Origin of the sequence: Streptomyces sp. NBC_01478 (assembly GCF_036227225.1) — a bacterium.
In the GTDB taxonomy this organism is placed as follows: domain Bacteria; phylum Actinomycetota; class Actinomycetes; order Streptomycetales; family Streptomycetaceae; genus Streptomyces.
On record NZ_CP109444.1, the window covers coordinates 749,584 to 761,884 of the forward strand.

Below are 12,301 nucleotides of genomic sequence, written 5' to 3' on the forward strand. Positions count from 1 at the left end.
GTCGAATGCGCCGGTTCCCGATCGACGTGAGAGTGGAAGCAGCAGTACCTCCACGACTCAGGAGCACCTTCATGACCGTGACCGCGGATCTGGCGATCTCCCTCGACGGCTATATCGCCGGCACCGACGTGACCGTCGACAACCCGGGCGGCGACGGCGCCGAGCCGCTCTTCGAGTGGATCCACAATCTCGCGAGCTGGCGGGAGCGCCAGGGCATGACCGGCGGGGTGGAGAACCGCGACTCCGAGTTGATGCGCGAGTGGTTCGACGCGACCGGAGCGGTGGTGATGGGCCGGATGATGTACGACACCGGTGCGGAGTTCTGGGGCGACAACCCGCCCTTCCGGACCCCGGTCTTCGTCCTCACCCACCGCCCCCGACCGACCCTCGTCAAAGAGGGCGGCACGACCTTCACGTTCGTCACCGACGGCATCCACAGCGCGCTCGACCGGGCGAAGGCGGTCGCCGGTGACCGGAACGTCGACATCGCGGGCGGCGCGAGCACGGTGCGGCAATACCTTGCCGAGGGCCTTATCAACGAACTCCAACTGCATGTGGTGCCCGCGCTCCTCGGCGCGGGACTGCGGCTCTTCGAAGGACCGGGCCCGGGGCCGCGGCGCGTCGAGCCGGTCAGGGTGGTCGAGACACCGCTCGCCACCCACCTGAAGTACCGCCTGGGCAAGGCCGAGGGCTGACCCCGTGCGGGTGTGGTCAGGCGGCCGCATCCTCCACCGCGATCGGGTCCCCCACCCGCACCACCCCGGTCTCCACCACGTCCAGGTACACACCGAGGCACGAGAGCCGGCCGAGGTCGAACACCGGGATGCGGTGCTCGCGGGCGACCGCACGCATGAGGCCCGGGTCCGGCGGGAGTTCGTCATGGCCGAGGGTGGGGACCACGCAGCGCGGTGTGGGCACCAGCACGCGGAACAGCGCCTCCCCCACGCGCAGAAGCGACCCCACCCAGGCGTCCTCCGGGAAACCGGGCCCGCCAAGGGTGTTCACGACGAGGTTCGGCCGGAAGCGGCGCGCGTCGAAGTCCCCGGCCGGATACACACCCCGCATCCGGTCGAGGGCGGCCGTGGTGACGAGGTGGACGCGGCCGAAGTCGAAGAACGTCCCCGGCGCGACACCGCCCGTCGTGATGCTCTCCCCCGTCGCGTCGACGGTCGCCGACTCCCGTACGACGTCCGGGACACCGCCTTCGTAGTCGGGCACGGCGCGCTCCAGCCGGCTGTGCTCCGGTACGACGCCGGAGACGGTGACCGGCCGGCCCAGCAGCTTGGACAACTCCACGTCCAGGCCGGGGTTCTCGACCGGCAGGGCGGTGCCGTCCGGGAGGACGACACGGACCGCACCGGAGTCGTCGAGGCGGCTCCGGCAGCGCAGCAACTCGCCCCATTTCCGGGGGTGCTTGGCGCTGCCCACCGCGCCCGTCCCGTCGAGGACGGCGTACACCCGGTCCCCGGCCAGCCCGTTCTCCGTGACCGCGACGGCGATCACGGCCTCACCCAGCATCGACTTCACCGGATACCGGTACAGCGCGGTCACCGTTCCCATAGATCAACTATGGGGACAGCGGCCGGACTTCGGGAAGGGGCCCGCCCTCAGAGGGTGAGGAGTTCCTCGTGGAATCCGCCGAATCCCCGCTGGCGGTCGATGAGATGGATCTCCAGGATCCAGTGGCAGTCGCGGCCGGCCTTGTCGGTGCGGCGCAGTGGTGTGTCGTTGGCGGGGGTGATGTACGACTCGACGTGGGCGCCCTCGATCGTCTCGTGCGGGAACTCGCCCACGAGGTGCCCGGCGTGCCAGCCGCCGAGCTCCCAACCCGCCTTGTCGGCAAGGCGGGCGACCTCGGTGTACAGGACTTCGCCGGTGATGTCCGGAGCGTTCTCGAAGAAGCGCCGGCCGGCCGCGAACACCTCGGGGAGGTCGTCGTGCAGCCGGTGCTTGACCGGGTCGTCGCCCAGGACGAAGGTCCGGCCGAAGTCGGCCTCGTACTCCTCGAAGATCGGCCCGAAGTCGGCGAACACGATGTCGTCCGCGCCGATCACCCGGTCCGGCGGGTTCTCCTTGTACGGCGCGAGCGTGTTCGGTCCCGAGCGGATGATCCGTTTGTGCCAGTGCCGGGTCGTGCCGAACATCTCGTTCGCGAGGTCACGGATCCGGTCGCTGACGGCCCGCTCCCCCTCGCCGGGCGCGACGAGCCCGCGCTCCTCGATCTCCGCGAAGAGCAGCGCGGCCTTGGCCTGGGCGTCGAGCAGGCGTGCGGCCCGCGTGGGTTCGTCATCAGCCATGGGCCGAACCTAGCCAGGTAGATCGTTGTCGGCAACGGGATTCCCGCGGAGGGGGCAGCCATAGCGGTTTCCCTCATCTGCCAGGCTGCGGCGAACTCCCAGGTGGCGGATGCGACGGGGTCGGTGACGGGCGTGGCCGGAGCGGCTAGCTTGTGGACGCACAGTTGGCGACAAGTCCGACAATCCAGACCTTTCTCTGTGAGGCGTTCCGTCATGAGCTTGAGCATCCGCAACCAGATCCCCGGCACCGTCACGGCCGTCATGCCCGGCGCGGTGATGGCGACCGTGAAGGTGCGCCTCGACGGCGGCCAGGACCTCACCGCGGCGATCACGCTGGAGGCCGTGAAGGACCTGGGGCTCGCCGAGGGCACGGCCGTGCGCGCCATGATGAAGTCCACCGAGGTCGCGCTCGCCACGGGCCGGGTGGAGGGGCTGTCCATCCGCAACCAGTTGCCCGGCACGGTCAGCGATGTCGCCACCGGCGGGGCGATGGCCGTCGTCAAGGTCACGGTCGACGGGGGCGAGCTGACCGCCGCGATCACCAAGGACGCGGTCGGCGACCTGGGGCTGCGGACCGGTTCACAGGTCGTCGCGCTGATCAAGTCGACCGAGGTGTCCCTGGCGACCGTCTGACGCGGGCCGGGCCAGGGCGCCGTAGCCGGAATTCCCCCGCGCGGCGGCGCACGGACGTGGAGCGGGACCCGCCGTCGGCCCCGTTCCGCGTGAGCGCCTACGCTGCCGGGACAGGCAGTTGTGACCCGGAGACCAGCGAAGAAGGGACGTCACCCGTGGCGAGCGACCGACAGGACACGGCCGAGGCCGCCGCCGACGCGTCCCGGCCCGTCCCGCCCGGGCAACGCCCTGTGCACGGATGGCCGGTCTCGCACTACGGGCCCGTCCCCCGCTTCCGCCCCGAGCGCTGGAACCTGCGCGTCCACGGCGCCACCGCCGACGGCGCCGAGCACAGGTGGACGTTCGACGAACTCGCTCCCCTGCCGCATGTCACGGTCGTCGCCGACCTGCACTGCGCGTCCGGCCCCACCTCCACCGACCACGAGTGGTACGGCATCCCCGCGACCGCCGTCCTGGACCTGGTGCCGCCCGCGCCGGAGGTCACGCATGTCATGGCCTGGGCGGAGTACGGCTACTCCACCAACCTCCGCCTCGCCGACTTCACCGCCCCGCAGACGCTGCTGACCACGCACCACAACGGCGAGCCCCTCACCGCCGAACACGGCTTCCCGCTGCGCCTGGTCGTGCCGCATCTCTACGGCTACAAGAGCCCCAAGTGGCTGCGCGCCATCGAGTACCTCACCGAGGACCGGCGCGGGTTCTGGGAGGAGCGCGGCTACCACACCATCGCCGACCCCTGGAAAGAGCAGCGCTACTCCTACCAGGAGCAGGACAACGACGCACAGCCTCCCGGTCGCTAGGCCGAAACCCGCGACGCGGCCCGACGATCACCACACGTAGCCTCGTTCGCATGGTTACGCATCGATTCGTGGACGTGAACGGCATCCGGCTGCACATCGCCGAGCAGGGCGAGGGCCCCTTGGTGGTGCTCCTGCACGGCTTCCCGGAGTCATGGCACTCCTGGCACCGTCAGATCGGCCCGCTGGCCGACGCGGGGTTCCGGGTGGTCGCCCCCGACCAGCGCGGATACGGAAGCAGCGATCATCCGGACGAGGTCGACGCGTACACCATCTTCCACCTGGTCGGCGATGTCGTCGGCCTGATCCGGGAGTTGGGCGAGGAGAAGGCGTACGTCGTCGGACACGACTGGGGCGCGCCGGTCGCCTGGCACACCGCGCTGCTACGGCCTGACGTGGTGCTCGGGGTGGCCGGGCTGAGCGTGCCGCCGCCGTACCGGGGGACGCAGCGTCCGATGGCCATGATGCAGGAGATCTTCGAGGGCCGTTTCTACTGGAACTACTTCGGCCGACCCGGGGTCGCCGACGCCGAGTTCGCCCGGGACACCCGCACCACGCTCCGCAAGTTCCTTTACTCCGCCTCCGGTTCGGCCTCGCCCTCCGGCGAGATCATGCAGCCGCTGGTCGACCCCGAGAAGGGCTGGCTCGCGGCCATGGAGGACCCCGAGGTGCTGCCGGAGTGGCTCACCGAGGACGATCTCGACGAGCTGACCGAGAGTTTCGCCAAGGGCTTCACCGGCGCCCTGAACTGGTACCGCAACCTCGACCGCAACTGGGACCTGACCGCGCCGTGGAACAACGCCGTCGTCACCCGCCCCGCCCTCTACATCTTCGGCGACCGCGACCTCGTGCCCGCCTTCCCCGGCACACGCGACCTCATCGACCAGTTGCCGAACGTCATGCCCAGCCTGGTGTGCCCGCCCGTCGAACTGCCCGGCTGCGGACACTGGACCCAGCAGGAACGCCCCGCCGAGGTGAACGCGGCGCTCATCGACTTCCTCACGACCTGCGAGCGCGATGCGGGCGGTGGGCCGGGAGCGGGTTCGGACCCTTCGTGATCACCGCGGCCTGATCAGAGCCGGTCCGGGGAAACCCCTCGCCCCGGTGGCACTCGGCGGGAGATCCTCTGGGCATGGAGTTCCTCTGCTATCACCGCGACCGGCCCGGCTCCCTCGCTCTGCGTGACGAACTGGTGGAGGAGCACTGGTCCTACATGGACCGGTACGCGAAGGAGCTGATCGCCCGGGGCCCGACCCTCGCCGACGACGGGGACACCCCCACCGGAAGCGTGCACATCCTCGATCTGCCCGATCCGGCCGCCGCCCGCGCGTTCGCCTTCGACGAGCCGAACTACCAGGCGGGCGTGTACCGGGACGTCCTGCTGCGACGCTGGCGCAATGTGCTGGGCCGCACCATGTGGGACTTCCCCGGCGGCCGGACCGGCGGCGACCGGTACCTCGTGCTCGGTCTCGGCGCCGGGCAGGCCGTGGACCTGTCCGTGCCGCCCGGTCGTGACGAACTGATCGCGTACGGGCCGCTGTTGTCCGACGACGGTGCCGCGTGGCTGGGCACGGCGGCCCTGCTCCGCGCGCCGGACCCGGAAGCGGCACGCGCCGTGCTGACCCGGGACCGGTATGCCGACATCGAGGTGCACAACTGGCAGTTCGGCGGGCGACCGTCCTGATGCGGGGGGACCGGCTCCGCCAACGGCGGGAGCCCGCTGCGAGGCATCGCCTCTCAGCAGGGAGGAAGCCGGTCATGGCATCGGCGCCGACCGTGGACTCATGCTGGGCGTGCGATGAACCACAACCGTCCCGGAGCGGGTCCCCTCACCGTCACCGTCCTCGTCTTCCCGGGCGTACGGCTGCTCGATGTGACCGGCCCGATCGAGGTGTTCACCTCGGCCAACGACCTCGGCGGACGCTACCGCGTACGGATCGCGTCCGAGGACGGGGCGGCCGTGATCACCTCCGCCGGGACCCGCATCAGCGCCGACGTCCGCGTCGACGACGTGCGTGAGCCGTACGACGTGCTGGTGGTCCCGGGTGGTCCGGAATGGGAGACGCTGCTCAAGGACGACGCGCTCCTGGAGGCCGTCCGGAGGCTGCACGGCCTGGCACGGTGTACGGCGTCGGTGTGCACCGGCGCGTTTCTGCTGGCCGGCGCCGGGCTGCTGCGCGGCCGCCGTGCCGTGACCCACTGGCGTCAGTCGCGCCAACTGGCCGTGCGTTTCCCGTCCGTGCGGGTCGAACCGGACGCCGTCTTCGTGCGGGACGGGCCGATGATGACCTCTGCGGGTGTCAGCGCCGGCATCGACCTGTCCCTGGCGCTGGTCGAGGAGCACTGGGGTGCGCGGGTGGCCCGGGCGGTCGCCAAGGACATGGTCGTCTTCATGCAACGACCGGGCGGACAGTCCCAGTTCAGCGTCCGCTCCCAGGTCCCGCACTCCCGCCAGGAGACGCTCCGCCGCGTACTGGACGCGGTCGCCGAGAACCCCGGCGCCCCGCACACGCTCGCCACCATGTCCCGCCACGCCGGCCTCAGCGTCCGCCACATGAGCCGGCTCTTCGACGAAGAGGTGGGCACCACCCCGGCCCGGTATGTGGAGCAGGTCCGGCTGGAGGCCGCCCAGGTGCTGCTGGAGACCGGCGACGACCCGCTGCCGGTGGTGGCGCGACGCACCGGGTTCGGCTCGGCCGAGTCGCTCCGCAGGGCTTTCGTACGGCACCTGGGGGTGACACCGGGCGCGTTCCGGAGCAGCTTCCGGACGACCGGCGCGGGCAGGGCCACCGCGAACAGCGGAGAAAGAGAAGAAGAAACAGAACAGGACGGACAGGCATGACCGCCTACGACCATCTCGACCTCCTCAAGCCGGAACTCGTCGTCATCCCGTGCGGCAGCCGCAAACTGGACCGGCCCGCACGGGCCTCCGACCTGTACATCGGCTCGTACCACCGCGCGTGCCTCGGCGCGGCCGAGGCGCTGCGCCCCGACCGGCTGCTGATCCTCTCCGCGCGCTACGGCCTGCTCGACCTCGACGACGTCGTCGAGCCGTACGACACCCCGCACGGTGCGGCGGACTCCGTGACGTCCCAACTCATTCTGGAACAAGCCGCGTTGCGGGGCATCGTGCTCCTCGACCCCGTCGTCGCCCTCGGTGGCGCACGGCACGTCGGCCTGGTCCACTCCGTCTGGCCGCACGCCCTCACCCCGCTGACCGGAACCCGCGGCATGGGCGAGCAGATGGCCCGCCTCGCGGCGCTGCGCAAGGGCCCCGTCAACTAGCCACATCAGGCGAGGGAGTTGCTCGGTTCCCGTGGCGCCGAAGGGGCGGTCCGGGTGGCGGCGTGGCGCAGGGTGCGGCCGGCCACGACGGTCCAGGCCAGGACGAGCAGCGCGTAGAACACGACGGCGGGCCAGACGAACAGCACCGAACCGGTGCGCGCCGCGAGGGTGCTGGTCGCGGTCACCAGCGCGCCGAACGGGAAGATGAACGACCACCAGGTGGGCGCGAACGGCAGCCCGGCGCGGATCGTCCGCGCGGTCAGGGCGGTGGCGAGCGCCAGCCACAGCAGGGCGAAGCCCCACACCAGGACGCCGCCCAGCAGTGCGAGGGCCTCGGCGCCCCGGGCGTAGAGCGCGGACAGTGCGCTCGGTGCGGCCGTGGCCAGGGCGCCGAGTGCCGTGACCGCCTGGCCCAGGGCCCCGAGGCCGATCCACACCGTGGGCACCATGGCGCCGGTGGGTGCGTCGTGGTGCACGAGGCGGCCGTAGAGCATGGTCAGGACCAGTAGGGCGGCGACGAGGCCGAGGCCGAGCATCGCGTAGCAGCCGAGGAGCAGGGCGAGCCGGAGTTGGCCGGCCGGGGTGTGGGGGACGAGCAGGGCGCCGGTCGCGGCGGAGACCATCGGCGGCACGATCGGCATCAGCCAGCCGCCGAACGCCGCGTCCGGCGCGAAACGGTGCCGGGTGATCATCAGATACGGCACCGCGCAGGCGGTGGCGAGGCCGAGTACGGTGCCGAGCGACCACAGCACCCGGTCCACGTCCAGCGCGGCGTCGAGCCCGATCACCCTGCGGCCGAGCAGCAGCGTCCCGGCGCCGACCGTGAGCAGTGCCATCGGCGCTGCGCCGAAGAACTGGGCCACGACCGGATCGGCCGCGTGCGACCGCAGCGCCCGGTCCCGGAGGCAGCGGACGGCCAGCACGACCAGCAGCAGTACGGCGCCCACCCAGACGACCGTGGCGGCGGCCGACAGCCCGGGGAGGCTCCGCGGCAGGGTCGCCGCCGCGTTGGCGACGATGCCGGTGCCCATCACGGCCGCGAACCAACTGGGACTGAGCGGTGGACGTGTCGTGCCGGGGGCCGTGGGCGAGAGGGAACGGGGCGAGGAAGAGCGGCGGATCATGGGCCCAACGTAGGGCGGGGTCGGGCCGTGTTGTCGGCCATGTCCTGATGCGAGGCTGCCGTGGCAGAAACCGAGGGGGCTGCCGTCAGCCCGGTGAGGCGCCGGTCGTCACTCCCTCGCGTCCGCCTCGTCGGGCCGTGGTGGCGGGGATGGTGTGATGGTGGCGTTCGGGAAGTCGCGGCCCATGAGGACCGGAGCGTAGTAACTGCCCCCGCTGATCGAGTTGTTGACCGCGCCGTCGCCGGTGCGGACCAGCTTCGCCTGTTCGTGCCAGGCGGCGAGGGCGGTGGCGAAGTCGGGGTCCAGTGCCGCGCGTACGGCCAGGGCCGTGCTCAGCGCGTGGGCCCGGGTCCTGTCCCCGGGGGCCTGCCGCAGGCGCGCCAGTTCGTCCTCGCCCGGCACCGGCCCGCCCGCGCTGTCGTCGCCGCGGTGGAACGGCCGCCGTACGAGAGTCGTGAGGCCCGTCCACACCTGTCGTCCCACCTCGCCGCCCGCACCGCCGGCCAGCGACGCGAGCAGTCCTACCGACACCGGGTCCATCTGGCACCATCCTTGACGGGGCGTCACCACTCCTGCGCAAGGAGGGAACGCTTGGCAGGGGGTCCCGGTTCCCGTCCGTCACGAAGTGCCGGGTCCAGGCGGGCAGGGGCGGCGTCGAGGCGGGCGCGTAAGTCCCGGTCAGGGTGGGTGAGTTCGGCCAGGCGGGTGCGCGGGTCGGCGAGGGCCGCGAGCGGGCGGTGCGAGCTCTCGGCAAGCAGTACCGCGGCGGTCCGCAGGGCGAGCGGCAGGCCCTCGCAGAGGTCGGCGACGCGTGCGGCGTCCTCGGGCTGGTCGAGGATCCTGGTGTCGTCGGGGTGGCCATCGTCACGGCGCGGTGCAGGAGCTGTGTCGCGTCGGCCGTGGCCGGCGGACGCAGGACCATGCGGTCCGTGCCCAGACCGCCCAGGTGCACCGGTGTCGTGACGATCGTGGTCGCCGGGGTCGGGTCCGGCAGGAGTCCGGAGAGCTGGTCGGGGTGCGTCACGTCGTCGAGGACGATGAGCAACGGGCTGCCGTCGCGGGCGAGTTCAGGCCCATCGCCCGCAAGAATCCGCCGAGCAGCGCGGAACCGTGCAGCCGTACCACGTCGGCGAAAGCACCCTGCCGGGGAACCGGCCCTGGGCGAGGGCCCGGTGGGCAGCCGTCAGGACCAGTTCCGTCTTGCCGCCGCCGACCACCACCGATGACCGCCACGGGACTGCCCTGCCGCGTGTCCCGCGCGAAGAAGGCGCTCAGGGCCGCCAGTTCGTCGTCGTGACCCGCGAACGCCGGGGTCGGCAGGGGCAACGCGGCGCGGGCCGACTGGAGTGCCGGTTCGGTCCTGCCGACGCCGGCCGGACCGCCGACTGCGGTGACGAGCACGACGGGTCCGCCCGTGCCGGCGGACGCCGCTCCGGCGGCCGGGTCCAACCGGCTCGGCAAACAGGCGAGTCGGGGACCGCGGCCGACGAACCCGGGGGACGGGCGGGAGTCCGTGCAGCGCCGGTGGCCTTGCGGATTCCGATGGTGCCCGGAATCCCGCGGGCACCCACCTGCCGGGTGCGCACCGCGTGAACCGGTGCGTCCCGGGTAGGAAAGGGGCTCGGACGTGGCCGGACGGGCGGTCGCTCCTTGTGTGAAGGGACAGTTGGGACATGACGTTGGAACAGGCCGCCGAGGGTGCCGTGGACGCGGTCGTCGTGAACGACGGACGCCTGCTGCTGGTGGACGTGCAGGGCGGGTGGAGCCTGCCGTCCGGTGTCCCCGAGGAGGCCGAGACGGCCCAGGCCACCGCGGCGCGGGCGGTGTACGAACTCACCGGTTTCCTCGTGGACGGCACAAGCCTTCTGGAGTCCGGGTCCGGAGGCGGCCCGGCCGTGGTGTGCCAACTGCTGAGCGACGACCCGTCGGGAGAGGCTCAGCTCACCGCGGGGCAGGTGCGCTGGGCATCGTTCGCCGACGCCATCACGGCCGGACTGCCGGCGCCCGTGCGCACCTACCTGGAGGGCCATACGCCGGTGTAGGAAACACCGGCTCCCGCACGGGGGGTTCCACTTGGTACCCCGGCAGCGCGCCGCCGAGGCGGGCCTCAAGGTGGCCGAACCGGCGTCAGGAAGTCGCCTTCCGGATGCGCGCCAGCAGGGTCCGCAACTGCGCCCGGTCCTCCGCGTCCAGCTCGGCCGTCGCCTCCGCGAGTGCGCGGCCGTCGACCTCTTCCGCCTCGCGGTGGCACTTCCGGCCCTTGTCGGTGAGGCGCAGCAGGAACGCGCGGCGGTCGTGCGGATGGCGTACGCGCTCCACCAGCCCGTCGCGTTCCAGACTGTCGACGATGCTGGTCGTGGTCCGTGCCGCGACGCCGGTCATCTCGCTCAAGTCCCGCATCCGGAGGGGCTGTTCGGTCAGCGCGAGCATCCGCAGGGCACGCAGCCGCGCGACCGAGGCCCCGCCCGCCCGCAGCCGGGTCTCAACGAACTGGCGCAACTGGTGCGTCGTCTCGTAGAGCTCGTCGACCAGGATGTCGCTGCTGCCGTGCACTGCCATGGCGTTCCCCGTTCCGCGGTGAGGGCCGATTGTACGAGCCGGCCGACGGCAATGAGCACTCACATAGTGAGTATGCTCAGCATGTGCTGCCGTTCCGACGCCTTCCCGTCCCCCGTGTCTCTCTTGTCCCCCGCATACCGCCCCGCCTGCGCCCCGGCCAGCGGCTGGTCGTCCCCGTCATGTGTGTCTGCGTGACGTTCATAGCGATCGTCGACGGTGCGATCACGACCGTGGCGCTCCCGTCGATCGCCCGCCAGTTCCAGTTGACGACGGCCGCCCTGGACGGGGTGGTCGTGGTCTACCCGGTCTGCCTGGCCATGGCCATCCCCGCTTCCGCCTGGCTGGTCGAACGGTTCGGCGCCAAACGCGTGTTGCTCACCGCCCTCGGCGCCTTCCTCGCCTCGTCGCTGCTCTGCGGCGCGGCGGCCGGCCTCGGCCAGCTCGTCGCCTCCCGCGCCGTGCAGGGCCTGTCCGCCGGAGTACTGTTCCCGGCCGCGTCGTCGCTGCTCTACAGCACCTTCAACTCCTGGGAGCAGGTGCGGATCTCGCGGTACATGATCATCCCGCAGCAGATAGCCCCGGCCGTCGCCCCCATGCTCGGTGGACTGCTGGTGGACCATCTGTCCTGGCGCTGGGTGTTCTACGTCAACCTGCCGCTGGGCCTGCCCGCCGTGCTGTTCGGGGCGCTGTTCCTCGCCGGGTACCGCGGCCACCGGCCCGGCCGCTTCGACCTCACCGGGCTGCTGCTGAGCGCGGCGGCGCTGGGCGGCGTGATGTTCGGCGTCTGCGAGGGCCCCAACCGCGGCTGGTCCTCCCCCGCCGTCGTCACCGCCCTCGTCCTGGGCGCGGTCCTGCTCGCCGCCGCCGTCGTCTTCGAACTACGCGTCTCCGAGCCGCTGTTGAAACTCCGCCTCTTCGCGGACCGGCTCTTCCGGGACACCAACCTGATCAATCTGGTGGGCCTGGTGCCGATCCTCGGCGCGATGTACCTCGGCCCGCTCTTCCTCCAGCAGGGGCAGGGCCGTTCCGCGCTGGAGTCCGGCACGAGCACCTTCCCCGAGGCCTTCGGCGTCCTGCTGACCGTCCAGATCGCCGGGATCCTCTACTCCAGGGTCGGCCCCCGGATCATCATCGGCAGCGGTCTGGCGATGGTGAGCGCGGTCCTGCTGCTCCTCGCCACCTGCGACCAGGACACGGGCCTGTGGACCTTCCGCGGCTACATGTTCCTGCTCGGCGTCGGCATGGGCGGCGTCTTCATGCCGACCACGGTGGCCTCGCTGGCGACCCTCTCCCGCAAGGACCTGGCCCAGGCCTCCACGCTGAACACGGTCGTACGGCAGACCGGCGGCGCCTTCGCACCGGCGGCGGTGACCACGGCCCTGGTCCTGAGCACGCCCACGACCGCCGCGGCGAATCCGCCCGTCTCCGCCTACCAGCACGCCTACCTCACGCTGGCCGTCCTCGCCGCGGCCACCGCCGTCTTCGCCTTCACGATCCCCGACGGCCCGGCCCGCGCCGCGGCGCGCGGCACCACCGCGGCGGGCGGCGGGAACGCTCCGCTGCGACGCAGGCATGAGGAGGCACACTGAGCAGGCGTACCAAGTCC

The 12,301-nt window shown here is 71.8% G+C and carries 15 protein-coding genes; 9 read left to right on the forward strand and 6 right to left on the reverse strand.

Going from position 1 to position 12,301, the window contains the following annotated elements:
• Positions 1–71: 71 nt before the first annotated feature.
• Entirely contained in the window at positions 72–695 is a 624-nt protein-coding gene (locus tag OG223_RS03310; RefSeq protein WP_329242033.1) for a dihydrofolate reductase family protein, read from the forward strand.
• A gap of 16 nt (positions 696–711) precedes the next feature.
• Here OG223_RS03310 and OG223_RS03315 read toward each other — a convergent pair whose 3' ends face one another.
• Positions 712–1,560: an MOSC domain-containing protein gene (locus tag OG223_RS03315; protein WP_329242036.1), complete on the reverse strand. Its 849-nt coding sequence runs from the start codon at positions 1,558–1,560 to the stop codon at positions 712–714.
• Positions 1,561–1,607: 47 nt separating this feature from the next.
• Entirely contained in the window at positions 1,608–2,297 is a 690-nt protein-coding gene (locus tag OG223_RS03320; RefSeq protein ID WP_329242038.1) for a M24 family metallopeptidase, read from the reverse strand.
• Between the two features lie 213 nt (positions 2,298–2,510).
• Here OG223_RS03320 and OG223_RS03325 point away from each other — a divergent pair, with 213 nt between their 5' ends.
• The 6 genes from OG223_RS03325 (at position 2,511) to OG223_RS03350 (ending at position 7,012) form a co-directional block, all read left to right on the forward strand.
• Positions 2,511–2,930, forward strand: a complete 420-nt coding sequence (locus tag OG223_RS03325; RefSeq protein ID WP_329242041.1) for a TOBE domain-containing protein — start codon at positions 2,511–2,513, stop codon at positions 2,928–2,930.
• A 155-nt stretch (positions 2,931–3,085) separates the two neighbouring features.
• On the forward strand, positions 3,086–3,730 hold the full coding sequence (locus OG223_RS03330; RefSeq protein ID WP_329242044.1) for a molybdopterin-dependent oxidoreductase: 645 nt from the start codon (positions 3,086–3,088) through the stop codon (positions 3,728–3,730).
• Between the two features lie 50 nt (positions 3,731–3,780).
• Entirely contained in the window at positions 3,781–4,785 is a 1,005-nt protein-coding gene (locus OG223_RS03335; RefSeq protein WP_329242046.1) for an alpha/beta fold hydrolase, read from the forward strand.
• A gap of 74 nt (positions 4,786–4,859) precedes the next feature.
• Positions 4,860–5,411 carry a YciI family protein gene (locus OG223_RS03340; protein WP_329242050.1) on the forward strand — a complete coding sequence of 184 codons (552 nt, stop codon included), beginning with the start codon at positions 4,860–4,862 and terminating at the stop codon, positions 5,409–5,411.
• A 114-nt stretch (positions 5,412–5,525) separates the two neighbouring features.
• Entirely contained in the window at positions 5,526–6,569 is a 1,044-nt protein-coding gene (locus tag OG223_RS03345; RefSeq protein ID WP_329242053.1) for a GlxA family transcriptional regulator, read from the forward strand.
• Positions 6,566–7,012, forward strand: a complete 447-nt coding sequence (locus OG223_RS03350) for a DUF6884 domain-containing protein (protein WP_329242056.1) — start codon at positions 6,566–6,568, stop codon at positions 7,010–7,012. The genes OG223_RS03345 and OG223_RS03350 overlap by 4 nt, the downstream gene beginning before the upstream one ends.
• 5 nt (positions 7,013–7,017) lie before the next feature.
• Here OG223_RS03350 and OG223_RS03355 read toward each other — a convergent pair whose 3' ends face one another.
• The 3 genes from OG223_RS03355 to OG223_RS03365 form a co-directional block, all read right to left on the reverse strand.
• Positions 7,018–8,136: a TDT family transporter gene (locus OG223_RS03355; RefSeq protein ID WP_329242060.1), complete on the reverse strand. Its 1,119-nt coding sequence runs from the start codon at positions 8,134–8,136 to the stop codon at positions 7,018–7,020.
• Between the two features lie 108 nt (positions 8,137–8,244).
• Positions 8,245–8,676: a hypothetical protein gene (locus tag OG223_RS03360; RefSeq protein ID WP_329242063.1), complete on the reverse strand. Its 432-nt coding sequence runs from the start codon at positions 8,674–8,676 to the stop codon at positions 8,245–8,247.
• A 480-nt stretch (positions 8,677–9,156) separates the two neighbouring features.
• The gene (locus OG223_RS03365) at positions 9,157–9,537 is read right to left on the reverse strand and encodes a hypothetical protein (RefSeq protein WP_329242065.1); all 381 of its coding nucleotides are present in this window, start codon (positions 9,535–9,537) and stop codon (positions 9,157–9,159) included.
• Between the two features lie 272 nt (positions 9,538–9,809).
• Here OG223_RS03365 and OG223_RS03370 point away from each other — a divergent pair, with 272 nt between their 5' ends.
• Positions 9,810–10,178: an NUDIX domain-containing protein gene (locus OG223_RS03370; RefSeq protein WP_329242067.1), complete on the forward strand. Its 369-nt coding sequence runs from the start codon at positions 9,810–9,812 to the stop codon at positions 10,176–10,178.
• Positions 10,179–10,263: 85 nt separating this feature from the next.
• Here OG223_RS03370 and OG223_RS03375 read toward each other — a convergent pair whose 3' ends face one another.
• Positions 10,264–10,695, reverse strand: coding sequence for a MarR family winged helix-turn-helix transcriptional regulator (locus OG223_RS03375; protein WP_329242070.1), 432 nt, complete (start codon positions 10,693–10,695; stop codon positions 10,264–10,266).
• Positions 10,696–10,874: 179 nt separating this feature from the next.
• Here OG223_RS03375 and OG223_RS03380 point away from each other — a divergent pair, with 179 nt between their 5' ends.
• On the forward strand, positions 10,875–12,284 hold the full coding sequence (locus tag OG223_RS03380; RefSeq protein ID WP_329265111.1) for a DHA2 family efflux MFS transporter permease subunit: 1,410 nt from the start codon (positions 10,875–10,877) through the stop codon (positions 12,282–12,284).
• Positions 12,285–12,301 lie beyond the last annotated feature (17 nt).